19 protein-coding genes are annotated in these 25,396 nt (G+C 63.3%); 11 read left to right on the top strand and 8 right to left on the bottom strand.

Annotated features, from left to right (window positions below; all coding sequences use genetic code 11):
* The 10 genes from B0W55_RS21350 to B0W55_RS21305 all read left to right on the top strand — a co-directional run.
* The coding region (locus B0W55_RS21350) for an acyl-CoA dehydrogenase family protein (RefSeq protein ID WP_077047897.1) at positions 1-911 on the top strand (911 nt) is incomplete at its 5' end.
* Between the two features lie 24 nt (positions 912-935).
* Positions 936-1,919: an acyl-CoA dehydrogenase family protein gene (locus B0W55_RS21345; RefSeq protein WP_077047896.1), complete on the top strand. Its 984-nt coding sequence runs from the start codon at positions 936-938 to the stop codon at positions 1,917-1,919.
* A gap of 9 nt (positions 1,920-1,928) precedes the next feature.
* Positions 1,929-2,717 carry a crotonase/enoyl-CoA hydratase family protein gene (locus B0W55_RS21340; protein WP_077047895.1) on the top strand — a complete coding sequence of 263 codons (789 nt, stop codon included), beginning with the start codon at positions 1,929-1,931 and terminating at the stop codon, positions 2,715-2,717.
* 167 nt (positions 2,718-2,884) lie between these two features.
* Entirely contained in the window at positions 2,885-4,717 is a 1,833-nt protein-coding gene (locus B0W55_RS21335; RefSeq protein WP_077047894.1) for a DUF1302 domain-containing protein, read from the top strand.
* A gap of 26 nt (positions 4,718-4,743) precedes the next feature.
* Positions 4,744-6,111, top strand: a complete 1,368-nt coding sequence (locus tag B0W55_RS21330) for a DUF1329 domain-containing protein (protein ID WP_077047893.1) — start codon at positions 4,744-4,746, stop codon at positions 6,109-6,111.
* Positions 6,112-6,193: 82 nt separating this feature from the next.
* A complete protein-coding gene (locus B0W55_RS31415; protein ID WP_077047892.1) occupies positions 6,194-8,386 on the top strand; it encodes a LuxR C-terminal-related transcriptional regulator in 2,193 nt (730 codons plus the stop codon).
* A 175-nt stretch (positions 8,387-8,561) separates the two neighbouring features.
* Positions 8,562-9,941, top strand: a complete 1,380-nt coding sequence (locus B0W55_RS21320; RefSeq protein ID WP_256576369.1) for a coniferyl aldehyde dehydrogenase — start codon at positions 8,562-8,564, stop codon at positions 9,939-9,941.
* A gap of 27 nt (positions 9,942-9,968) precedes the next feature.
* Entirely contained in the window at positions 9,969-11,054 is a 1,086-nt protein-coding gene (locus B0W55_RS21315; protein ID WP_077047890.1) for a Zn-dependent alcohol dehydrogenase, read from the top strand.
* Between the two features lie 143 nt (positions 11,055-11,197).
* Complete coding sequence (locus B0W55_RS21310) at positions 11,198-12,391, top strand: acyl-CoA dehydrogenase family protein (protein ID WP_077047889.1); 1,194 nt, start codon at positions 11,198-11,200, stop codon at positions 12,389-12,391.
* A 10-nt stretch (positions 12,392-12,401) separates the two neighbouring features.
* On the top strand, positions 12,402-13,544 hold the full coding sequence (locus B0W55_RS21305; protein WP_077047888.1) for an acyl-CoA dehydrogenase family protein: 1,143 nt from the start codon (positions 12,402-12,404) through the stop codon (positions 13,542-13,544).
* A gap of 220 nt (positions 13,545-13,764) precedes the next feature.
* Here B0W55_RS21305 and B0W55_RS21300 read toward each other — a convergent pair whose 3' ends face one another.
* The 7 genes from B0W55_RS21300 to B0W55_RS21270 form a co-directional block, all read right to left on the bottom strand.
* Entirely contained in the window at positions 13,765-15,327 is a 1,563-nt protein-coding gene (locus B0W55_RS21300) for an amino acid permease (protein ID WP_077047887.1), read from the bottom strand.
* Between the two features lie 163 nt (positions 15,328-15,490).
* A complete protein-coding gene (locus tag B0W55_RS21295; protein ID WP_077047886.1) occupies positions 15,491-16,651 on the bottom strand; it encodes an iron-containing alcohol dehydrogenase in 1,161 nt (386 codons plus the stop codon).
* Between the two features lie 3 nt (positions 16,652-16,654).
* A complete protein-coding gene (locus B0W55_RS21290; RefSeq protein WP_077047885.1) occupies positions 16,655-18,046 on the bottom strand; it encodes an aldehyde dehydrogenase family protein in 1,392 nt (463 codons plus the stop codon).
* Positions 18,047-18,053: 7 nt separating this feature from the next.
* Positions 18,054-19,427 carry a glutamine synthetase family protein gene (locus B0W55_RS21285; protein ID WP_077047884.1) on the bottom strand — a complete coding sequence of 458 codons (1,374 nt, stop codon included), beginning with the start codon at positions 19,425-19,427 and terminating at the stop codon, positions 18,054-18,056.
* 594 nt (positions 19,428-20,021) lie between these two features.
* On the bottom strand, positions 20,022-20,510 hold the full coding sequence (locus B0W55_RS21280) for an HIT domain-containing protein (RefSeq protein ID WP_077047883.1): 489 nt from the start codon (positions 20,508-20,510) through the stop codon (positions 20,022-20,024).
* On the bottom strand, positions 20,501-21,622 hold the full coding sequence (locus tag B0W55_RS21275) for a sensor histidine kinase (protein WP_256576368.1): 1,122 nt from the start codon (positions 21,620-21,622) through the stop codon (positions 20,501-20,503). The genes B0W55_RS21280 and B0W55_RS21275 overlap by 10 nt, the downstream gene beginning before the upstream one ends.
* Positions 21,623-21,665: 43 nt before the next feature.
* Positions 21,666-22,649 (bottom strand): alpha/beta fold hydrolase, encoded by a 984-nt coding sequence (locus B0W55_RS21270; RefSeq protein ID WP_077047882.1) that lies wholly within the window; start codon positions 22,647-22,649, stop codon positions 21,666-21,668.
* A gap of 423 nt (positions 22,650-23,072) precedes the next feature.
* Between B0W55_RS21270 and B0W55_RS21265 the strand changes: the two genes are divergently transcribed.
* A complete protein-coding gene (locus B0W55_RS21265) occupies positions 23,073-23,927 on the top strand; it encodes a hypothetical protein (RefSeq protein ID WP_077047881.1) in 855 nt (284 codons plus the stop codon).
* Between the two features lie 303 nt (positions 23,928-24,230).
* Here B0W55_RS21265 and B0W55_RS21260 read toward each other — a convergent pair whose 3' ends face one another.
* Entirely contained in the window at positions 24,231-25,262 is a 1,032-nt protein-coding gene (locus B0W55_RS21260) for an NAD(P)-dependent alcohol dehydrogenase (RefSeq protein WP_077047880.1), read from the bottom strand.
* Between the last annotated feature and the right edge of the window lie 134 nt (positions 25,263-25,396).

Raw genomic sequence — 25,396 nt, 5'->3', positions numbered from 1 at the left:
TTGAAGAGCTGCTGTCCGCCGGCGCCCCGGTCGCCGCGCACTGGATCGCCGATCGTCAGAGCGGGCCGCTGATTCTCAAGTTCGGCAGCGACGCGCAAAAGGATTTCTACCTGCCGCGCATCTGCGCCGGCAAGGCGTTCTTTTGCATCGGCATGAGCGAGCCCAACTCCGGCTCCGACCTGGCCAGCGTGCGCAGCCGCGCGACCCGTTGCGAGGGTGGCTGGCGCTTGAGTGGTCGCAAGATCTGGACCACCAACGCCCATCACGCCGACTACATGATTGCCCTGGTGCGCACCAGCGGAACGCCCGACGACCGTCACAACGGCCTGTCGCAATTCATCATCGACCTCAAGCAGCCCGGGATCAGCGTTCATCCGATTGTCGACCTGGCCGGCGATGCGCATTTCTCCGAAGTGGCGTTCGACGACGTGCTGCTGGGCGAAGACGCGCTGGTGGGCGAGGAGGGCAGTGGCTGGAAGCAGGTCAATGCCGAACTGGCCTTCGAGCGCAGCGGGCCGGAGCGCTTCTACTCCGGCGTGGTGCTGCTGGATCTGTGGACCGAGACGCTGCGGCGCAACGGTGCCACGGCTGCCGAATCCGCGCTGCTGGGCAGCTTCCTCACGCAGCTCGGCAGCCTGCGCAACCTCTCCCTGGCGCTGACCGGGTTGCTGGCCCGGGGCGAAAGCCCGGTGGTGGAGGCGGCGCTGGTCAAGGACATCGGCACCGAGTTCGAGCAGTCGATTCCGACGGCGATTGCCGCCTCGATCAGCGCCCGGCCGGATGCCTCGATCGACGACGAGTTGTACCGCACCGTGGCCTACCTGAATCAGGTCGCGCCGACCTTTTCGTTGCGCGGCGGTACCCGGGAAATCCTGCGCGGCATGATCGCCCGCGGCCTCGGCCTGCGCTGAAGTCCTCTACCAGGAATACACGACATGTTCACCGAAGCCATTGAAAAAATTCTCACCGACTTGTGCACGCCGGCAACGGTGCGCGCGGTTGAAAAGGGTGAGGGCGTGAGCGCGCTGTGGAGTGCGCTGGAAGACGGCGGCTTTCTCGAGTTGCTGACCCTGGAAGCGGCGGATGGCGCGGGCCTGAGCCTGGCGGCGCTGTTTCCGATCCTGCTGGCCTTCGGTCGCCACGCGCTGCCGCTGCCGGCAGCACAAAGCATCGCTGCCCGGGCTTTGCTGCAGGACTGCCCGGCCGGGATCCTGACCCTGGCCGTTACGGCCTGGCGGCAAACCGACGGTGTGCTGTGCGCGCCCCGTGTGGCCTACGGAACCCTGGCCGACTTCGCCCTGGTGAACCTCGACGGCGAATTGCTGCTGCTCGATTGCCGTCAGGCGCGACGCGTGCCCGACGGCGTTCACGCCAGCCAGAGCGCCACACTGTATTGGTCCCCGGACACCATCGGTGCAGCCGTGGGCGACAACGGTGAAGAGGTTCGCCGGTTCAGCGCCGCGATCCACGCCGCGACCATTGCCGGGGCCATGGAGCGGGTGCTGGACATGACCCTGCAGTACTGCAACGAGCGGGTTCAGTTCGGCAAGGCCATCGGCAAGTTCCAGGCGGTGCAGCATCAGCTGAGCGTGATGGCCGAGCAGGTGGCCGCTTCGCGCATCGCCGCTGAACTGGCCTTTGCCGGCGAGCACCCGGTCCCTTCGCTGATTCCCACGGCCATGGCCAAGGCCCGCGCCAGCATGGCCGTGCCCCACGTCACCGCCACGGCCCATGCGCTGTTCGGCGCCATCGGCGTGACTGAAGAGCTGGACCTGCAACTGTTCACCCGGCGCCTGCACCAGTGGCATGTCAGCGACGGTTCGCAGGATTACTGGAACGGCATCGTCGGCCAGGCGCTGCTGGCGCAGCCCTCAGTGGGCGCCAGTGAATTCGTGCGTCATATCGCCCCAACTGCCTGAGGACATTCCATGAGCCACTTTCTGAAATATGAGCAGGACGGTCACGTCGTCACCCTGACGATGAATGACCCTGAGCGTCGCAACCCATTGACCGGCAACAGCGCCGTGCCGGAGTTTCTCGAAGCCATCGAACGGATCGAGCGCGACGCCAGCGTGCGTGCGGTGATCATCACCGGGGCCGGCAGTGCGTTCTGCTCCGGCGGCAACGTGCGCGACATGGACCGCTACGGGCAGATGTCGGGCATGCAACTGCGGCAGGAATACCGCACCGGCATCCAGCGCCTGCCGTTGGCGCTGTTCAATCTGGAGGTGCCGGTGATTGCCGCGGTCAATGGTGCCGCTATCGGTGCGGGGCTTGATCTGGCCTGCATGTGCGACATCCGCGTGGCGTCCGAACAGGCCAGGTTCGCCGAGAGTTTCGTCAAGTTGGGAATCATCCCCGGCGACGGCGGCGCGTGGTTGCTGCCGCGCATCATCGGACTGTCCCGCGCCACCGAACTGACCCTGACCGGGCAACTGATCGACGCTCGCCAGGCCGAGCAATGGAACCTGGTGTCTCGCGTGGTACCGGCCGGGCAACTGCTGGACAGCGCCCGGGAAATCGCCGGTGCCATCGCCGCCAATCCACCCCATGCCGTACGCCTGGCCAAGCGCCTGTTGCGCGAAGCCTTGCACACCCGGCTCGACACGCTGCTGGAAATGTCAGCGACCTTCCAGGTGCTGTCGCACCAGACCGCCGATCACCGCGAGGCCGTGGCGGCATTCATCGAAAAGCGGCCGACGACGTTTACCGGCTGAGTGTCACCGGCCGTAACGCTCGCCGGGCGCATCCCGGACCGGGCGGTTACGCCAGCGAAAAACCACTGCAAAACCCTAGCGCCAAATCACCCGTTCGGGTGTGAGGACCTGACGGGAGCCTCGCTAGCATGGGCTCTCACCACGCCATCCTTAACCGGAGAAACCGCATGACAAAAACAACAATGCGCGGAGTCTTCCAGCCGAGTCTGTTGACCGTAGCTGTGACGATTGCCATTAGCGCGAGCCAACAGGCTCACGCTGTTGATTTCAACATCGGGGAGATTCAGGGCACGTTCGATTCATCGTTGTCGGTCGGCGCCAGTTGGTCGACGGCCAACCCGGACAAGCAGTTCATTTCCAACTTCAACTCCCAGGGCGTGAGCGGTGGCCAATCCTCTTCGCGTACCACCGACGACAACCGCCTGAACTTCAAGAAGGGCGAAACCTTCTCGAAGATCTTCAAGGGCGTGCACGACCTGGAGCTGAAGTACGGCGACAGCGGTGCCTTCGTGCGCGGCAAGTACTGGTACGACTTTGAGTTGATGGACGAGCACCGGCCGTTCTATGACATCGATGACAGCGGCCGCGACCGGGCGGCCAAGTCGTCCGGGGCGATGTTCCTCGACAGCTTCGTCTACCACAACTACTCGATCGGCGATCAGGTCGGCAACGTGCGACTCGGCAAGCAGGTGGTGAGCTGGGGCGAGAGTACGTTCATCGGCAACTCGATCAACAGCATCAACCCGGTGGACGTCGCAGCCTTGCGTCGCCCTGGTGCCGAGGTCAAGGAAGGGCTGATTCCGGTCAACCTGCTGTACGTGTCCCAGGGCCTGGCCGACAACATCACCGCCGAAGCGTTTTATCAGTTGGAGTGGGACAAGTCGGTGGTCGACAACTGCGGCACCTTCTTCGGCAACGACGGCGTGCCCCAGGGCTGTAGCGACCGGCTGGTGGTGGCCGGTCTGGATCTGCCACCGGGCGCGGCGCGCAACACCGGGAGCCTGGCGGCGGTTGCCGCGGGCACTGACGATGCGTTCATCCCGCGCCTGAAGGACAACGATGCCCGGGACAGCGGCCAATATGGCCTGGCCCTGCGCTGGTACGTGCCCGAGGCCAACGACACCGAGTTCGGTGCCTACGCGATGAACTACCACAGTCGCAACCCGTACCTGAGCATCAACCAGATGACCAGTGCCGCCGGCGGGGTGACCTCGGCGCGCAGCGTGCGTTACTTCATCGATTACCCGGAGGACATCCGCCTCTATGGCTTGAGCTTCCAGACCAACGTCTCCGGCGTATCCCTGGGCGGTGAAGTGAGCTACCGGCCGAACATGCCGCTGCAACTGAACACCGCGGACCTGCTGTCGGCCGCCACCTTCGGCGCCACCTCGCCGCTGATCACCACCGGTTTCGCCGGCCGCAACCTGGGCGCCGAGGTCAACGGCTACAAGCGCATGCCGGTGACTCAGGCCCAGGTGACCGCGACCCAGTTCTTCGAACAGGTCCTCGGCGCCAGTCGCCTGACCGTGGTGGGTGAGGTGGGCTACAACCACATCAACGGCCTGGGCAAGGCCGACGGTTCCGACCTGCGCTTCGGTCGCAGCCCGGCCTTCGGTTCCGGCGAGCTGCAGGGCGCGGCGGGGCCGGCGACCTGCCTGGGCACCGCGGTCGGCACCCCGGGCGCCAGCAACCCGGCCCAGGAGTGCAACTCCCATGGCTTCTACACCAGCAGCAGTTGGGGCTATCGCCTGCGCGGCAAGCTCGATTACCAGAACGTGATCGCCGGCATCAACCTGTCGCCGAACCTGGCCTGGTCCCAGGACGTTGAAGGCTACGGCCCGAACTTCGAAGAAGGCTCCAAAGCCGTCAGCGTCGGGGTGGATGCCGACTACCTGAACACCTACACCGCCAGCCTGAGTTACACCAATTACTTTGGTGGCGATTTCAACACCAACGTCGACCGCGACTACGTTGCGCTCAGCTTCGGCGTGAATTTCTGATGCAACCCTGCCAGAGGTATTTCCATATGAACGCACGTTTCATTCTGCGCGCAGGCGCACTGAGTCTTTCGTTGCTGGCCAGCGGCGTCATGGCCGCCGTCACTCCCCAGGAAGCCGCGCAACTGGGCACCACACTGACGCCGCTGGGGGCTCAGAAAGAAGGCAACGCCGACGGCAGCATTCCGGCCTGGACCGGTGGTCTGAAACCGGGTGCGGCCGCGCTGGACAACGGTTTCCTGGGTGACCCCTTCGCCGGTGAAAAGCCGCTGGTGGTGATCACCGCGGCCAATGCCGAGCAGTACAAGGACAAGCTCACGCCGGGTCAACTGGCGATGTTCAAGCGCTACCCGGACAGCTACAAGATCCCGGTCTACAAGACACAGCGCACGGCGGCGTCGCCGCAGAACATCTATGACATCGCCAAGAAGAGCGCGGTGACCACTCAACTGACGCCCGACGGCAACGGCCTGCTGAACTTCGCGCAGACCCGTTACTACCCGTTCCCGATTCCCAAGAGCGGGGTCGAGGTCTACTGGAACCACACCAACCGTTATCGCGGCGGCAACATGGAACGCCAGGCCGCCCAGGCCGCGCCGCAAACCAACGGCTCGTATTCGATCGTCGAGTACGACGACAAGCTGGCGTTTCCGCAGTTGATGGAAGGCGTCGAGGGTGGGGAGGGTGATAACGTCCTGTACTACTACAAACAGGAAATCACCGCGCCATCGCGCATGGCCGGCAGTGTGGTGCTGATTCACGAGACCATCGACCAGGTCAAGGAACCGCGCCTGGCGTGGGTCTACAACGCCGGCCAGCGCCGCGTGCGTCGTGCCCCGCAGGTGGCCTATGACGGTCCGGGCAACGGCTCCGACGGCATGCGCACCGCCGACAACACCGACATGATGAACGGTGCGCCGGATCGTTACGACTGGAAACTGGTGGGTAAAAAAGAGCTGCTGATTCCGTACAACAACTACCGTCTGCAGTCGCCGAAAGTGAAGTACGACGAGATCATCAAGCCGGGGCATATCAACCAGGACCTGACCCGCTATGAGCTGCACCGGGTCTGGCACGTCGAAGCCACGCTCAAGCCGGGCCAGCGCCATGTCTACGCCAAGCGCGACATGTACTTCGACGAGGACACCTGGCAACTGGCGGAGGTCGATCACTATGACGGTCGCGGGCAGCTGTGGCGTGTTGCCGAGGGGTATGCGATCAACGACTACGAGCGCGGCGCCCCCAACTTCGCCATGCTGGGCATCTACGACCTGATCGCCGGTCGCTACAACGTGCTGGCGATGACCAACCAGGCCAAGCACGCCACCGCCTACGGCATGACCGCCAAGATGACCGACTTCACCCCGTCGGCGCTGCGCAACGCCGGGATTCGCTGACTTACCCCCACCTGATGTGGGTGGCGCACAAATGGGCGACTGCCTCAATGATGAGGGCCTCTGTTGATCAGCGAGGTCCGCCATGTTGGTGCCACGGCCGCATTTGTGCGATGTACTCAAGGGCGCGCAGCAGCGGTTGCAACTGCTGTGCGCGCCTGCGGGGTATGGGAAAACGGCGTTGTTGCGCGAGTATTTGCGCGGCGAAGGCGTCTGGCTGAACCTGGGTGGGCAGGGGCAGACGCTGGCGTCGTTGACCGCGAGGCTTGCCGAGGCATTGGATCTGGCGGCTGATAGTGCGCCGGATGCGTTGCTGGCTTTTCTGGATTCGGGTGGTGGGGTGACCGGGCCGGCCTCTTCGCGAGCAAGTCGAATCGTCGCACCGCCGCTCCCACAGGGTGACGCATTCCCCTGTGGGAGCGAGCCTGCTCGCGATGGGGCCCGCACTGGCAATACAGATCTGAAGCTCGTCTTCGACGATCTCCCCGCCCAAATGCCCGCAGACCTGAACCTCTGGTTCGATCAACTGCTGTCCCTGCAAAACCCTCGCCTGCAGATCCTGGTCACCTGCCGCCAGCGCCCGGACTGGAACCTGCCTCAGCTGATGCTCACCGGTAATCTGCTGGAGGTGGATGCGCGGCAATTGGCCTTTCGGCCCGACGAATTCGAATCGCTGATCAGCAGGCTGGCGCCGGACACCGACACCACTTGCCGCGAGCAACTCTGGCATGCAACAAGCGGTTGGTGCGCCGGCGTCCACCTGCTGCCGGCATCATTACTCGGCCCCTACCTCGAACGGGAACTGCTGTCGCGCCTGAGCGATGAGCAGCGGCAAGTGCTGTACGGGCTCGCCCATTTGTCCAAGGCCAATGCCGATCTTTGCGAACAACTCTGGGAGGGTCAGCAGGGTGCGAGGGTGTTCGCCAGCCTGCTGGCGTGCCAGGCCTTTCTGTTGCCCATCGACCATCAACCCGGCTGGTTCCGTCTGTTGCCTGCGGTGGCCCAGGCCCTGCAAGGGCATTTGAGCGGTGCGCCGTTGAACCGCCTGCGCCTGCGGGCCTGTCAGTTGCTCAGCGTTTGCGGGCATGTCGACGATGCCGTCGAGCAAGCGCTGTGTGCCGATCAACCGGAGGTGGCGGCGAACTACATGGAGCGCCTGTGGTTGAGCTGGATCCTCAGCGAACGGCATCTGGACCGCTTCATGGACTGGCGCGAGCGCATCGAGCCGCAGTTGCTGCACAGCAGTTCGCGGCTGATCTATCTGTGCGCCAAGGCCCTGGTGTTCAGTGGCCGACTGGACGAGGCCCAGGCGTGCCTGCAGCGGCTGGGACATTTTCTTCCGCTGCCCGATCCGCGACGTCAGCAACGCCTGTTGGCGAACTGGCAGGCGCTATATGGCACGTTGCACGGCATCCGTGGCAACCCGGAACTGGCGCGCCTGCATTGTCACGCGGCCCTGGGTTATTTGACGGCGCAGGATTGGCTGTCGGTGCTGTTGTGCCATTGCACGCTGGCACGCATCGCCATGAAAAACGGTGAGCTGAACGAAGCTCAGGTGCTGCTCGAACATTCGCTGGAACTGGCCCGGCGTCGCGGCAGTCGCGAAGCCGAGGTACTGGTCAATATCGATCGCGTGCGTCTGATGGTGCTACAAGGCCAATCGGGCACGGCGCAATCGCTGTTGCGTTCCGAACTTGCGCAATTGACGGGCAGCAGAACCCAACCCTATCCACTGCTCGGCCGGCTGATGTTCCTGCAGGGTGAGCTGCTGTTGCAGCAGGGCCTGGTGCAGCAGGCCGAGCGGGTGCTGCAGGCCGGGCTGTTGCAGGTTCGCGACGGCTGCGCGCCGTTTGTGCTCGACGCCTACCTGTTACTGTCGGAGATCGCATCCCGGGGGCAGGACAGTGAAAAGGCCCATCTGCTGCTGGGCGAAGCCGAGCGCCGCATGCATTGGGGGCAGATCGACAGGGCCTGTTACCAGGCACGGATCGAGGCGCAGAAAAGCCGCAATCAGGCTCGTGACCTTGGCGACGGCTCGAACATTGCCGTCGACGCACGTGTTGCCACCGTACCGGATTACCAGGACGGCCTGACACCACGGGAAGTCTCGGTGCTCAAGTTGCTGGCCGAGGGCATGTCGGTGCGCGAAGTGGGTCATCGCCTGTTCATTTCGGTCAACACCGTCAAGACCCACGCCAAGAACATCAACGTCAAGCTCGGCGCCTGCCGCCGGACCCAGGCCATCAACAGCGCCAAGGCCATGGGCATCCTCGCCTGAAACCCCCGCAGCTGTGGTGAGGGGATAAATCCCCTCACCACAGGTTCCTTCTCGGCACAGACTTTTCGCTCTCCTGAATGTTGTTTCCGGTTAACGGCATTCAACCACCTGATCCGGGTGGCGGCGTGGCGGCGGCGATGGTCAACCATGCAGCCAGACCCCACGCATCGGCCGCGTGCTGACAAAAACAAGAGAGGTAGTGATGAGCGCCATCGAGCATTCGACGAGCTGTGAAATCCGCACGATCCTGGAAAAACAGAGGGCTGCCTTCCTGGCCGGCGAACCCTGGACCCTCGAGCAGCGTTGTGAATTGCTCGACCGGGCCATCGGTCTGCTGGTCAATCACGAGCAGGATATTATTGACGCCCTGACCGCCGATTTCGGCCATCGCAGCCCGGGTTTTTCCAAGGGCAGTGAAGTGCTGTCGCCGCTGGCCACGCTCAAGCAGACCCAGGCCGAACTGGCCCAATGGATGCGCCCGGAACAGCGTCAGGCCCGGGCGGGTGAAGCCTGGGTGCAATACCAGCCACTGGGGGTAGTGGGCATCGTCACGGCGTGGAACGTGCCGGGATACATGGTGTTCAGTGGCCTGGCCGGTGCCCTCGCGGCGGGTAACCGGGTGATGATCAAGCCTTCGGAATTCACCCCGCACACCTCGGCGTTGATCGCCCGGCTGATTCGCTCGGTGTATGCCGAAGACGAAGTGGCGGTGGTGCTCGGTGGCGCCGATGTCGGTCAGGCGTTCTGCGGCCAGCCGTTCGACCATCTGCTGTTCACCGGCGCCACCAGCATCGGCAGGCACGTATTGCGTGCGGCAGCGGAAAACCTGGTGCCGGTGACCCTGGAACTGGGCGGCAAGTCGCCAACCATCATTTCCCGCACAGCGGACTTCAAGGACGCGGTGGCCAAGACCGTTGTCGGCAAACTGCTCAATGCCGGTCAGCTGTGCGTGGCGCCGGACCATGTGTTCGTGCCGCGGGAGTCGGTGGACGCGTTCATCGCGGTGGCAAAGGCTGTGGTCGCCGGCTTCCTGCCGACCCTCAAGGACAACCCCGAATACACCTCGATCATCAATGCCCGGCACTTCGAGCGTCTGCAAGGCTATCTGAGCCAGGCCCGTGAGGCCGGTGTCGAGCTGATCGAATTGAACGCCGCCGGCGAAGACTTCAGCGAAGGTGCGCGCAACAAGATCGTGCCGACCTTGCTGCGCGATCCGGGTGACGACCTGCAGGTGATGCAGGACGAGATCTTCGGCCCGCTGCTGCCGATCAAACCCTACGACGCCATCAGCGAGGTGATCGAGCAGATCAACGCCCGGCCACGGCCGCTGGCGCTGTACTACTTCGGCAAAGATGCCGCCGAAGAAGCGCAAGTGCTCACCCGTACCTGCTCCGGGGGCGTGACCCTCAACGGCGTGCTCAGCCATGCCAGCACCGAAGGCTTGCCGTTCGGCGGCGTTGGCCAGAGCGGCATGGGTGCCTATCACGGCATCGACGGTTTCCGCACCTTCAGCCACGCCAAAGCCATCCTTCGCACAGCGCCAACCCCGGCCTGAGCCCCATTCATTGTTGAGACAATTGCCATGAAAGCAGCCGTATTCCATCAGGTAGGCGCCCCGCTGGTCATCGAAGAAGTGGGCATCAGCAAACCGGGCCCTCGCGAGGTGCTGATCCGCACCAAAGCCGTGGGGGTATGCCATTCGGACCTGCACGTCATCGACGGTTCGTTTCCGTATCCCGGGCCGATGGTGCTGGGCCATGAGGCGGCCGGTGTGGTCGAACAGGTGGGTTCCGAGGTGCGTTCGGTCAAGCCGGGCGATCATGTGGTCACCTGCCTGACCGTATTCTGCGGGCATTGCGAGCACTGCGTCACCGGGCACCTGGCGCGCTGCGTGTCGCCGGAAACCAAGCGTGACAAGGACGAAGAGCCGCGACTGACCTACGTGCACAAACCGATGCCGCAATTCGTCAACCTGTCCGGGTTTGCCGAGCAGATGCTGGTGCACGAAAACGCCTGCGTGGCGATCCGTCGTGACATGCCGCTGGACCGCGCGGCGCTGTTGGGTTGCGCCGTGACCACCGGCACCGGTGCGGTGTTCAACACCGCCAAGGTGCGGCCGGGCGAAACCGTGGCGGTGATCGGCTGCGGCGGTATCGGTCTGGCCGCCATCAATGGCGCGGCACTGGCCGGGGCAGGGCGGATCATCGCCATCGACATGCTCGATTCCAAACTGGAACTGGCCCGCCAGTTCGGCGCCACCGATGTGATCAACGGTCGCGATGGCGATACCGCCAAACAGGTGATGGAGCTGACCCGTGGCGGCGTGCACCACGCCTTCGAATGCATCGGCCTCAAGCAGACTGCCGAACAGGCCTTCGCCATGCTTGCCCGGGGCGGCACCGCCACGGTGATCGGCATGCTCAAGCCTGGCCTGAAAATCGAACTGGACCCGTTGCAGCTGCTGCACGAGCGCCGCATCCAGGGTTCGCTGATGGGCTCCAACCGCTTCCCGGTGGACATGCCGCGCCTGGTGGATTTCTACATGGCGGGCAAGCTCAAACTCGACGAAATGATCTCCCAGCGCATCCGCCTGGACCAGATCAACGAAGCCTTCGATGAACTGCGCCGTGGCGAACTGGCCCGTTCAGTCATCGTGTTCAACGACTGAGCCCCGAAACCCTGTAGGAGCGAGCTTGCTCGCGATGAACCCGAGAACACCGCGGTGTGCCAGATCGCCAGCGTCATCGTTGACGACCCTCGCGAGCAAGCTCGGCTGCTACAGGGTGGGATTGTCTTATTTGGAGATGGTTGATGGACATGAATTTCACGCCGGACGAATTGGCCTTTCGCGCAGAGGTTCGCGCCTGGTTGCGCGATAACCTGCCGGGCGAATTCGCCCGGCGCATCGAGCAGGGCAAGCGCCTGAACAAAGAGGATCAAGTGCTATGGATGCGCACCCTCAACCGCAAGGGCTGGTTGGCGCCGGGCTGGCCGGTGGAATTCGGCGGCACGGGCTGGAGTGACGTGCAAAAGCATATTTTCGACGAGGAATGCTTCGCCGCCGGGGCGCCGAAAGTGGTGTCGTTCGGGCTGAAAATGGTTGCCCCAGTCATCATCAAGTTCGGTACCGAGCAGCAGAAAGCGCATTTTCTGCCGCGTATCCTCACTTGCGAAGACTGGTGGTGCCAGGGCTACTCCGAACCCGGCGCCGGCTCTGATCTGTCGTCGCTCAAGACCCGCGCCGTGCGCGACGGCGATCACTACGTGGTCAACGGCCAGAAGACCTGGACCACCCTGGCGCACTTCGCCGACTGGATGTTCTGCCTGGTGCGTACCGACCCCGAGGCACGCCAGCAACGGGGCATTTCCTTCCTGCTGATCGACATGAAAACCCCGGGCATCACCGTGCGGCCGATCATCACCCTCGATGGCGAGCATGAAGTCAACGAAGTGTTCTTCGACAACGTGCGCGTACCCGTGGCCAACCTGGTCGGTCAGGAAAACGAGGGCTGGACCTGCGCCAAGTACCTGCTCACCCACGAACGCACCAGCATTGGCGGCATTGCCCACAACAAGGCCTTGCTCAGTCGCCTCAAACGTATCGCCAGCGAGGAAATGCGTGACGGCCGGCCGATGATCGATGACCCGATGTTCCGCCTGCAGATCGCCGAGGTCGAGATGCAGTTGATGGCGGCCGAGATGAGCAGCCTGCGCACGCTGGCAGCGGTCAGTGATGGCGGTGCGCCTGGGGCGCAGAGCTCGTTCCTGAAGATCCGCGGCACCGAGATCCGCCAGGCCATCACCTTCCTGATCAGCAAAGCCGTGGGGTCCTACGCCATGCCGTTCATCGAGGAGGAGCTGGGTTATGGCAGCGAGCCCCTGCTGTACACCGACTACAGCAGCGCGGCGACCTGTCAGTACCTGGATGCGCGCAAGGCCTCGATCTATGGCGGCGCCAACGAGATCCAGAAAAACATCATCGCCAAAATGATTCTCGAGCTGTGAGGGGCCGACCATGGATTTCAAACTGACGCAAGAGCAGCTGATGCTGCAAGACACCGCCGCCAGGCTGGTGCGGGACACCTACGGTTTCGAGCAGCGCGAGGCGTTCAGCCAGCGCGAGCACGGCTTCAGCCACGAATTCATGCAGCAACTGGGTGACTTGGGGTTGTGCGCCGTGCCGTTCGCCGAAGGCTATGGCGGGTTTGGCGGCAGTGGCGTGGAAACCCTGCTGATCATGACCGAACTGGGACGAGGCCTGTGCCTGGAACCCTACCTGCAGTCGGTGATATTCGCCGGCGGGCTGGTGGCGCAGTTGGGTAGCGGCGCGCAGAAAGAAACGCTGTTGCCGTCGCTGGGCAACGCCGCCTTGCAAATGGCGGTGGCGGTGGATGAGCCCCAGAGTCATTACCAACTCAATGACGTGCAGACCCTGGCAGAACCTGTGACCGGCGGCTGGAAACTCAATGGCCGCAAATCCGTGGTGGTCGGCGGGCAAAGTGCCGGGCTGATCCTGGTTTCGGCACGCACCAGTCGCGGTGTGCGGGATGAGCAGGGCATCAGCCTGTTCCTGCTGGACCCCCATGCGCCGGGTGTGCGTCGGCGTGCCTATCCGACCATGGATGGCAGGATGGCTTGTGATCTGTACCTGGAGGACGTGTTCGTGCGCAGCGACGCGGTGCTCGGTGGTGTGGGCGAGGCGCTGCCGGCGCTGCGTTACCAGCAGGGCCGCTGCATTGCCGCGCAATGCGCCGAAGCCGTCGGCAGCATGGAAGCGGCCTGCGCCCTGACCCTCGACTACCTGAAAACCCGCCAGCAATTCGGCCAGCCGATCGGCAAGTTCCAGGTGTTGCAGCACCGCATGGTGGACATGCGCATCGAGTTGGATCAGGCCACTTCAATGACGCTGCTCGCTGCCGGTGTGGCCGATCAGGAGGACAGTGAAGAGCGCAGTCGGGTACTGGCAGCCGCCAAGTTCATCGTCAGCCGCACCAGCCGGTTTGTCGCCGACCAGGGCATTCAGCTGCACGGCGGGATTGGTCTGACGTGGGAGTACATGCTGTCGCACCATGCCAGGCACCTGTTGATGGTTGCTCGGCAGTTTGGCGACGATGATCACCACCTGCGGGTGTATTCGAGTTTGATGCGGGTGGCGTGATTGATCGTCAAAGCGGTGCGGCACTGGTGTTGAATGTGCCGGCCTTTTCGCGAGCAAGCCCGCTCCCACAGGGTGCTGGGGTGGATGCAAAATTTGCGAACGACCCAAGACCCTGTAGGCGCACAGCTTGCTGGCGATGGCGGTAGGTCAGTCGGCATCCCTGCCGGATGTGCCGACCTCATCGCGAGCAAGCCCGCTCCCACAGGGTTTTGGGTTGTTCCTACAGTGGGGCGTGTTTGTTGAGGGCGGCCTCGGCTGCGGCGATTTCGGCCTGGCGCCTGGCAATCACATCGCCCACCGGCGGGCCCTGGAAGCGCCGTGCTTCGAAGCCGAACCAGACGATCGCCGTCAGCACCAGAAAGCCGATGGTGATGTACAGCGCCCAGTCATTGGGGGGCTGGATGCCGATGATGAAGATGATCACCATCGACAGCACCGACAGGATGGCGAACACCGAATACCAGAACCGCCCCATGTTCCACGGTCCCATGGTCGGCCACTTCGAGGTCCCGTAGGCGAACAGCCCCAGCACGATGGGAATGACGAAGGAGAAGAACAGGAAGATCACCGTGCAGGACACCACGATGGTGTACACCGGCGTGGCCCCGACCGAGATCACCGAGGAGCCCCAGTCGAACAGTACGGCCAGGACGGCACCGGTCCAGATCGCCGCCACTGGGCTGCGGAAGGTGGGCGAGACCGAAGACAGCGCTTTGGAGCACGGCAGGCCGCCGTCGCGGGAGAAGGCGAAGATCATTCGCGACACCGAGGTCACGGTGGCCAGGCCGCAGAGCACTTGCGAGATGAAAATCGCCACGTACAACACGTCCCGCAGCAACGGGTTGACCTGAAGGTTCATGGCCCAGAAGAACACGTTCCAGCCTTGCTTGGCGGCGTCGTCCATGTTCGGCAGCATCAGTACGAACGCGCTGAGCATGACCCAGCCGAACAGCAGCGACCAGATCACCGACATGACCATGCCCCGGGGCACCGACAGCGCCGCGTTGCGGGTTTCCTCGGAGGTGTGCGCCGAGGCGTCATAGCCGGTGATGGTGTAGATCGGCAACAGCAGCCCGAGCATGAAGATCCAGCCGTTGGACACTTGCGGCCAGACGCTGCCGCCGGCCTCGCCGGAATAGTTGCCGAAGGTCACCAGCCGGGCGAACTCGAAGCTGGGCGCCGAGATCAGGCAGACGATGGTCAGGGCCAGCGCGGTGGCGAAGATCAGGTAGCCGGAGAAGTCGGTGAGCTTGGCCGTCAGGCCGATCCCCAAGTGATTGCACAAGGCCTGGAGACCGGTGAGGATCGCCAGGAAAATCACCCGTGTCGTGGTGGTGTCTTCCATCCCCAGCGCCGGTCCGAAGGCGCCGAAAAAGAAGTAATAGGTGCCGACGTTGATCGCACCCAGCACCGTCACCAGCCCCAGCAGGTTGAACCAGGCCGTGAGCCAGCCGGTGAAGCGATTGCCGAGGATCGAGCCCCAGTGGTACAGGCCGCCGGCGGTAGGGTAGGCCGAGGAAATCTGCGCCATGGCCAGGGCGAACACCCCGGAAATCAGGCAACCGATCGGCCAGCCGATGCCGATCGACGCGCCGCCCGCGCCCGAAGTGCCCTGGGCCAGCGAGTTGATCCCGCCGGAGAGGATGCAGATGATCGAGAAGGAAATCGCGAAGTTGGAGAAAACCCCCATTCGTCGCGACAGCTGCTGGGCGTAGCCCATGCTGTGCAGCGCTTTGACGTCTTCATCGTGCACGTCGCTGCCGGGCTGGCTTGCTGGGTTCATTGTTGTATGCCCCTTTGAGGTGGTGTCATAGGCCGAACTGAGCCGCCGTAGGCTCGACCTTGGTTTTCTGCAGGAGCGAGCCGGCTCGCGATGGACTTGAGGACGACGCGGGGTGTCAGGCTTGCCGCGTTATCGTTGACGTCCATCGCGAGCGAGCTCGCGCCTACAGACGGCCGTGGTATGCCGCTGCGAAGATGTGCGCTGCGCCGTCTCGGGTCAGCGGCAACGGGTTGCCGCCGGCCGACGGGTCGACCACTGCCATGTCGGCGATCAGGTCGGCCTGCTTGTCGTCCACACCCAGTTCGAACAGCGTGTGAGGCACGGCGATGTCCTTGCGCAATTTGAGGACGAAGGCCAGGAAACTGTCGAAACCCGGGGAGGGCAGCTGCAAATAGGCGGCCAGGCGCGTGATGCGTTCTTCGATGGCCGTACGGTTGAACGTCAGCACATAGGGCATCAGCGTGGCGTTGGTCATGCCGTGGTGGGTGTCGTACAGCGCCCCGATCGGATGGGCGAGGGCGTGCATGCCGCCCAGGCCTTTCTGGAAGGCGGTGGCGCCCATCGCTGCGGCCGCCAGCATCTGTGCCCGCGCATCGAGGTCGTCAGGGGTGTGCACCGCGCGGACCAGGGCGTGGCTCACCAGGCGCATGCCTTCGACCGCGATGCCGTCGGCCATCGGGTGAAAGCCCGGGGCGCAGTAGGCTTCCAGGCAGTGTGCCAGGGCATCCATGCCGGTGCCGGCGGTGATCCTGGCCGGCATGCCGACGGTCAGGGCGGGGTCGCTGATGACGATGCGGGGCATCATTTTCGGGTGAAAGATAATGCGTTTGGTGTGGGTGCGATCGTCGATGATCACCGCCGCACGCCCCACTTCCGAGCCGGTGCCGGCGGTGGTTGGCACGGCGATGACCGGGGCGATGCCGCGTTCATCGGCGCGGGTCCAGTAGTCGCCGATGTCTTCGAAATCCCACACCGGTCGGGTCTGCCCGCTCATGAAGGCGATCAGCTTGCCCATGTCCAGGCCACTGCCGCCGCCAAAGGCCACCACACCGTCGTGGTTGCCGGCGCGCCAGGCATCGAGGCCACCGGCCAGGTTGGCTTCGACCGGGTTGGGCTTGAGGTCGCAAAACAGCGCCGCGTTCAGCCCCGCGGCGTTCAAGGCGTCCAGCGCGGCGGTGGTGATCGGCGCGCGCCCCAGGCCACTGTCGGTGACCAGCAGCGGTCGCTGGATACCCTGGCTGCGACAGGCTTCGGCCAGCTCGCTGATGCGGCCGACACCGAAACGAATGCTCGTGGGGTAGTTCCAGTTTCCCTTCAGGCTCATGGCTCAGATCTCGTGGCGCAGATGGAAGGATTTGGCGCGGGTCAGGTGTTCGTAGCCCAGACGCGACAGCGTTACGCCGCGGCCGCTGTGCTTGACCCCGGTCCAGGCCAGGGCCGGGTCCAGGTAGTCGCAGCGGTTCATGAACAGGGTGCCGGTGTCGATCCGGTTGCCCAGGTGTTCGGCGGCGGCGAGGTCGGCGGTCCAGATCGAGGCGCTGAGGCCGAATTCACTGTCGTTCATCAGGGCGATGGCCTGCTCGTCGCCGGTCACCGGCATGATGCCGACCACCGGGCCGAAGCTTTCGTCGCGCATCACTGACATGCCGTGGCTGACGTCCACCAGCACCTGTGGCGCGAGGTAGGCGCTGCCTGGCACGTCGGCGGCGAAATCCTGAGGTCCGATCAATGCCCTGGCGCCCATTTTCAAGGCGTCGGTGATCTGGCCACGGACAAAATCCGCCGCGCCGGCATTGACCAGCGGGCCGAGGGTGGTGGCTTCGTCCAGTGGATTGCTCAGGACGTACTGGCGGGTGAGGGCGGCGAAGCGCTCGATGAATGGCTGGTAAATGTTGGCGTCGACGTAAATGCGTTCCACGGCGCAGCAGCTTTGCCCTGAGTTGAAGAAACTGCCGTCCACCAGATTTTCCACGGCGTAGTCCAGGTTGGCGTCGGCGCGAACGTAGGCCGGGTCTTTGCCGCCGAGCTCCAGGCCCATGCCCATGAACTGGCCCGTGGCGGCGGTTTCCATGGCTTTGCCGGCGGCCACCGAGCCGGTGAAATTCACTTGCTGGACGCGCCCGCCGCCAATGATCGCGCCGGTTTGTGCATGGTCCAGCACCAGGTTCTGGAACAAGCCTTCAGGCAGCTTCGCCCGGCGAAAGGCTTCGGCAAAACGCTCGCCGACCAGCAGGGTTTGCGAGGCGTGTTTGAGGATGACGCTGTTGCCGGCCATCAGCGCTGGAATGATCGAGTTCACCGCAGTCAGGTACGGATAATTCCACGGTGCGATCACCAGTATCGTGCCCAGCGGCTCGCGTTTGATGTAGCGGCGAAAACCGTTGATGGGCGCAGGTTCAACGTCTGCCAACGCCTGCGGCGCTATGGCGATCATGTGCCGGGCGCGCTCTTCGAAACCACGCAATTCGCCGGCGCAGTACCGCACGGGGCGACCCATTTGCCAGGCCAGTTCCGGGACGATCTCGTCTTTCATCGCCAGCATGGCGTCCACTGCCGCACTGCAAAATGCTGCGCGTTCGCTCAGGGGCCTGCATTTCCATTGCGCCTGGGCGGTGGTGGCGGCATCCAGCGCGTTTTCCAGTTGGATAGCGTCGGCGCACTGACGCTCGGCATACACCCGGCCATCGACCGGGGAGATGAGTTCAATGGTCTTGGTCATGATGCTCTCAGTAGCGCTCGAAGCCGCGTTGCAGTTCCCAATCGGTGACGCGCCGGTCGTACTCTTTCTGCTCCCACTCGGCGGTGTGCACGTAGTGCTCGACCACTTCATCGCCGAAGGCTTTGCGCAACATGCTTGACCCCTTCAGTGCGGCACTGGCCTCGCGCAGGGTTTTGGACACTTCCGGTAGATGTTCGTCCAGATAGGCATCGCCCTCGAAGGGTGGGGCGAGGGTGAGCTTTTCATCGATGCCCGCCAGCCCGGCGGCGATCAGCGCGGCGAAGGCCAGGTAGGGGTTCAGGTCGGCGCCGCCGATGCGGCATTCGATGCGGATGGATTTGCTGCTTTCGGCGCACAGGCGAAAGCCTGCGGTGCGATTGTCCAGGCTCCAGACCGCGCGGGTCGGGGCGAAGGTGCCGGCCTGGAAGCGCTTGTAGGAGTTGATGTAGGGCGCCAGGAAACAGGTAATGTCGTTGGCGTACTTGAGCTGCCCGGCGACCCAGGAGCGCATCAGTTTCGACATGCCGAACTCGGCCTTGGCATCAAAGAACAGTGGCTTTTTCGCGTGCTTGTCCCACAGCGAATTGTGGATGTGACTGCTGCTACCGGCGGCGTCGTAGCGCCACTTGGCCATGAAGGTGATCGCCTTGCCTTGCAACTGCGCGATCTCCTTGCAGGCGTGCTTGATGATCACGTGGTGGTCGGCCATGGTCATGGCGTCGGCGTAGCGGATGTTGATTTCTTCCTGGCCGGGGCCCCATTCACCCTTGGAGTTTTCCACGGGTATGCCCGACGCCTGCAGATGCTTGCGAATCGCCCGCAGCACCGGCTCTTCGCGGGTGGTCTGCAGGATGTTGTAGTCCTCGATGTAATGCCCGGCGGTTTTCGGCTTGTGGTAGTTGCGCTGGTGGATGGCCTCGTAGCTCTCGTCGAACAGGTAGAACTCCAGTTCCGAGGCGAACATGCCGGTGTAGCCGCGCTCGCGCAGGCGTTCGACCTGCTTTTTCAGGATCGCCCGGGGGCTGTGGGGCAGGTCCTGGCGATGGTGATGGTCCAGCACATCGCACAGCACCAGCGCCGTGCATTCCAGCCATGGCACCTTGCGCAGGGTGCGCATGTCGGGCTTGAGCACGAAGTCGCCGTAGCCCTTGCTCCAACTGGCGGCGGCATAGCCAGGCACCGGCTCCATGTCGATGTCGTCGGCCAGCAGGTAGTTGCAGCAATGGGTTTCTTCATGGCCGCTGTCGATGAAAAACTCGACTTGGAACCGCTTGCCGACCAGTCGCCCCTGCATGTCGACCATGCACACCAGCACAGTGTCGATTTCGCCAGAGGCGGCGGCACGTTTGAGTTCGTCAAAACTGAGAAGAGGCTCGGTCATCACGGCAAGTCCTGCGCAAATTGTATGGGCCTGTCTGAAATAGCTGTTGCAGACGCTCTCCAGAAACAACCCCAACCTGCAGATGCGAGCATCGTGAGCAATTAGCTGAACATAGCTTAGCCTACTGTCGGTTTTCGCAAGTTTTCGTGACTTGGGTGCCGATCTTGCGGGTATCCGCACCCCTGTAGGAGCCGAGCTTGCTCGCGATGGTCGTCAACGATGACGCTGGCTGTCTGAATGCCCGCGTCGGCTGGACGTTCATCGCGAGCAAGCTCGCTCCTACAGGGGAATGGGGGTAGCTGCGATATTCAGGTTGGCGGAATACACCTGCCTACCTGTAGGAGCGAGCTTGCTCGCGATGGTCGTCAATGATGACGCTGGCTGTCTGGATGCCCGCGTCGCCTGGACGTTCATCGCGAGCATGCTCGCTCCTACAGGGGAATGGGGGTAGCTGCGATATTCAGGTTGGCGGAATACACCCGCGTACTTGTAGGAGCGAGCTTGCTCGCGATGGTCGTCAACGATGGCGCTGGCTGTCTGGATGCCCGCGTCGGCTGGACGTTCATCGCGAGCATGCTCGCTCCTACAGGCAGGTCAGGTCGGGGCGAACGCCAGGCGCAATCGGTCGATGGTCTCCTCGATCGAGGGCCCGAGGATGGTCGGTGGCTCGGGGCTTTCGCCGAATTCGCGCCAGATGAACAGGGTCAATTCAGCGCCGTCGGTCAGGGCGTGGGCTTCGGCGCCGGCGCCGAAATTCTTCAGCACCCGGTACCGCTCGTCCTGGCACAACAGATCCTCGACCCAGGGGTACACCGGGATGAAATGAAAATGGATCGGGAAGCGTGGGTCATGGCCGAAACGGCTGATGTAGAGCCACTTGGGCTGCAGGTGCGCCTGCATGGTTTTCTGCACATGGGCAAGCAACGGCCCCATTTCGCTCAGGGCATTGTCGGGCAGGTCGGACAACGACCGCACCGGGTGCCTTGTGCCAAGCACCAGATAGCCGGGCAGCTTGGAGGACATGTGGTGATTGAGTATCCAGTGCGCGGTTTCATGAATGATGAAGCGTGGTGCTATGTCCATCGTTGGGTGTCCGTTGTCGAAGCCGGTAGGGAAAATGAGAAAGTCGCGCCGCCGTCTGGCTGACTGTCTGCCCAAATACGTCCGCCGTGCAACTCGATAATCGAGCGGCAGATGGACAAGCCGATTCCCATGCCATCTTCTTTGGTCGTGAAAAACGCATCGAACAGCAGCGCAAGGTGTGTCTGGTCAATCCCTGGGCCGTTGTCGCGCACCTCCACCACCGCAAGACTCTCTTTCGCATGAATTCGCACGTGCAGCTCCCTGGGCAGGTCATTGCGGCCAAGCATGGCTTGCAGGCTGTTCATGATCAGATTGATCACAACCTGCTGGAGCTGGATCCGGTCACCCGAAACCCTGGGTGAAAGGCCGTCGACCTTGCACAGCAATTGCACCTGATGACTCTGGATTTCCCGGTCAAGCAGGGCAAGTGAGTCTGTTACTACCGATTCTAGATCCAGATCGTCGTAGTGCGAATCGCTTTTGCGCGTCAGGTCGCGAATGCGACTGACGACTTCGCTCGCCCGGCGCGCATTGCTGGCGGCGCGACCGATGGCGCAGCGGGCTTCGGCCAGGTCCGGGACCGGGCGATCGAGCCAGCGGTTGGCGGCTTCGGCGCTGGAGGTGATCGCTGCCAGGGGTTGATTGACCTCGTGGGCGATGGAGGCGGCCAGTTCGCCCATGGTGGTATTGCGACTGATGTGCGCCAGTTCGATCTGGGCGCGATGCAACTTTGCTTCGACATCGTGGGTGTGGGCCAGCAAGCTCAGTTGTTCCTTCAGTTCGTCGCTGATGCGTCGGTTTTTCAAGGCCAGCCAGGTGGCGATGCCGATCGCGGTCAGGCTGATGAGGCAGCGCGCCAGGGCGGTGCCCAGTGGATGGTCGAGGTGGGAGGCGAAAAAGCCGATGACGGTCATGGCGCCGCACATGACCGCCACCCGCAGCAGGCCGCGCGGGGAGCACGTGCCCATGGCGATCATGATCACCAGCACGTACAGGACCGCCACCGCGATATCCAGTTCGGTGAGGATGTCGACGAAGAATATCGAGAGCGCGGTGACCCACAGTCCCAGGCAAGTGAGCCTGAAACGCAAGGAGCCGAGCATGACGTTCATCACGCTCGGTCTCCGCTGATGCGGTCACTTTGCGCAGTCAAGGTCAGGCCTTGATGAACGCCAGCAGGTCCTGATTGATGACCTCGCCGTGGGTGGTGCACATGCCGTGGGGCAGGCCCGGGTAGGTCTTGAGGGTGCCGCGCTTGAGCAGTTTGATGCTCAGTTGCGCCGAATCGGCGATGGGGACGATCTGGTCGTCTTCGCCGTGCAGCACCAGGGTCGGCACCTCGATGTTTTTCAGGTCGTCGGTGAAGTCGGTCTCCGAGAAGGCCTTGATGCAGTCGTATTGCGCCTTGATCCCGCCGTTCATGCCCTGGCGCCACCAGTTGTCGATGACCGGTTGCGAGACTTTCGCTCCCGGACGATTGAAGCCGTAGAACGGGCCGCTGGGGAAGTCACGGTAGAACTGCGCGCGGTTGTCGGCCAAGGCTTTGCGCAGGCCATCGAACACGTCCATCGGCAGGCCGCCGGGGTTGTTCGCGGTGCGCAGCATGATGGGCGGTACGGCGCCGATCAGCACGGCCTTGGCCACCCGACCACGGCCGTGACGCGCGACGTAGCGCGCCACTTCACCGCCACCGGTGGAGTGACCGATGTGGATGGCATTGCGGATGTCCAGGTGCGCCATCAGCTCGGCGACGTCGGCGGCGTAGGTGTCCATGTCGTTGCCGGCAGCGGTCTGGGTCGAGCGGCCATGGCCACGGCGATCGTGAGCGATCACGCGGAAGCCCTTGCTGAGGAAAAACAGCATTTGCGCATCCCAGTCGTCGCCGGACAGCGGCCAGCCGTGGTGGAACACGATCGGCTGACCGGTGCCCCAGTCCTTGTAGAAAATCTGAGTGCCGTCCTTGACGGTGATCGTCCCTGAACCGTGGCTGTTGCCATTGCCCCCGGGCTTGCCGGTGCTGGCGGTAGCAGACGCTGTCTGTTGCGCGGCGAGTGCAGGTACCGCTACAACCAGGGCAGCGGCCATGGCACCGGTGGTGATCAGGCCGCGTCGGGAGGTTCCGGTTGTCTCGTCAGTCATGTTCTTTACTCATTCGGGTTCCGTGGGCAGAGCACTCGGCGGTGAAACCGAGGCTCTGGGCAGGGGGAAATCTATGAGCAAACCTGGGCGCTGAACACTAGACATGGGTGTTTGCCATTAATGCTTTCGTATAGACGACTGACTTGTGGGTGGGAGCGGGCTTGCTCGCGAAAGCGGCGTGTCAGGCGACCTATGGGTTTGCTGGCAACCGCTTTCGCGAGCAAGCCCGCTCCCACAGGGTGAGTGATTACGCTCAAGATTGGGGAAGGATGCCGATAGCCTGTGTGCCGAGCCTGTCGAAATCAGAACATAGCGTTCTGCATGGCGACACTCAGTCGTCACAACGATTGTTTATTTAAGAGACCAACGTCAGTAGATTACGCGGCGGTTTGCCACCACCGTGCCTCACAACAAGGAATCGTCATGAACGTCAACTCATCTTCGTCCGGCGCATTGATTGCCGCCTATACCTCTACGGCCACCCACAAGGCTGGCAATGGCCAGGGCAACGTCGCCAACGGTGGTCAATCGGCGGACGCCACGCAAAATGACGATTCGGTGAGTTTCTCCGGCACCGCCACCGATTACAGCGCGGCCATCGCCAGCAACACGCCGTACTTTCCTTCGCGATCGGGGATGAGCGCCGATGCGCTGATTCTGGGGGTGGCCAAGCCGGGGGCGATTTCCAGCTCCAAGGACAAGACCTTCGCCGACGTCGCCCTCGATGCCCGCAAGCGCATGGACGAGAAGTACGCGCTGATGAAGGACAGCGGCAAGCCGTACGACAACAGCGCCCAGGATCGCAACAGCCTGATGGGCGACCTGGACCGACGCTCGCTGTACGCCGTGGCCACCAACGAAGGGGGGCAGTTCACCCAGGAAGAACAGACCGCGGCCCAGGACCTGATGCGCCAGCAGGCGCAACTCGCCACGGGCTACTACGAAGGCCCGGAAGATCAGAAGAAGAACTGGCGAGACCCGTTCGTCAATGACCCGGTCGGTCGCGCGAAGGCGGCGCTGAACTTCCTCGACAACATGAGCCCGGAAGAAAAAAATACGCCGCAGTGGCTGTCCCAGCGCTCGACCATCCAGACCGCCCTGAACCAGGCCACCGCCGCCGACCCGGTGGAACTGGCGAAGAAGAAACAGCTGTATTTCCCGATCCTGGCCGAGATTCTGCAGAACGGTACGAGTTGGTTTGACAAGAAAGAGCAGGATGAAGACAAGTCGGCTGACTTGCTCAAGCAGTTGCAGGCGGCGGTGCAATCGACCCAGTGAAGGGGAGGCTTGATTGCATCGGCATTGATGCAGTCAGGGCCGGCCCCATCGCTGGCAGGCCAGCTCCCACCAGATTTTGTGCCGTATACAAAATCCCAGTACACCACCCATCAACTGTGGGAGCTGGCCTGCCGGCGATGAGGGCGGCACATTCAAAATCGGTGCCGACGATATACCGCTTTCGCGAGCAAGCCCGCTCCCACAGGGGGTTTGTGCTGAACACAGGGTTTGGGTACAACCGCCTTCACTGTGGGAGCTGGCTTGCCAGCGAAGAGGCCCTGAGAGTCGCCGACGATTCAACGGTCACTTACTGGCATCCAACACCACCCGATACCGCGCCTTGCCGCTGCGCAAATGGTCGACAGCCTCGTTGATTTTGCTCATGGGAAACATCTCCACCTGCGGCAGAATCTGGTGGCGCGCGCAGAACTCCAGCATGGTCGCAGTGTTGCTCGGTGAGCCTACCGGCGAGGCGGACATGACTTTTTGCTGGGGGATCAGATCGAAGACATGCACCGGGATGGCGTTGGGCACGATGCCGACGAAATGCAGGCGCCCCTTGCCGCGCAGGGTGGCGAGCATGGCGGTCCAGTCGAGGTCGGCGCTGGCGGTCACCAGCAGGAAATCCAGGGTGCCGGCGATCGCCTTCAGCGCACTGCTGTCGGTGGAGGCAACCACCTTGTGCGCACCCAGGCGCTTGGCTTCGTCCTGCTTGCTCAGTGACGAGGTGAAGGCGGTGACGTCGCAGCCCCAGGCGTTGAGGAAACGCAGCGCCAGATGACCGAGGCCGCCGATGCCCACCACGCCGACCCGGTCGGTGGGCTTGATGCCGAATTCCACCAGCGGGTTGAACACGGTGGATCCGGCGCAGAACAGTGGGCCGGCCGCTGCCGGGTCGAGGCCTTCGGGGATTGGCAGGGCCCAGGCCCAGTGGGAGCGCAAGCGGTCGGCGAAACCGCCGTGGCTGCCGATGATGGTCGGTTGCGCGGTGCGGCACAGGTTGTGCGAGCCTTCGATGCAGGACGCGCAATGCATGCAACTGCCTTTGTACCAACCAATGCCGACCCGTTGACCCAGTTGCAGGCCCCGCACCTGTGCGCCGACCCGTACGATTTTGCCAACGGCTTCATGGCCGGGAATGAACGGGTACTGGCTGATGCCCCAGTCGTTGTCGATCAGTGACTGGTCGGAGTGGCAGACGCCGCAATATTCCACGGCCACTTCCACTTCTTCATCACCCAAGGGGCCGGGATCGTAACTGTAACGTTCCAGCGGGGCGCCGGCGGCCGTTGCAGCCCAGCCGGTGAAAGTCTTGAGTTCGCTGCTGTCGCTCATGGGGGATAACTCCAGGTCAGGAGATGAGGGGGGCCGCCCATGCAGAGCGGCGGCGGAGCCAGAAAAGTGTAGCGGGTGTCTTTCCAGGCGCCATGAAACGAATGTGGCGAGGGAGCTTGCTCCCGCTGGGCTGC

Source organism: Pseudomonas sp. KK4, from assembly GCF_001984065.1.
In the GTDB taxonomy this organism is placed as follows: Bacteria; Pseudomonadota; Gammaproteobacteria; order Pseudomonadales; family Pseudomonadaceae; genus Aquipseudomonas.
This window is presented reverse-complemented; position numbering and strand designations above follow the sequence as displayed.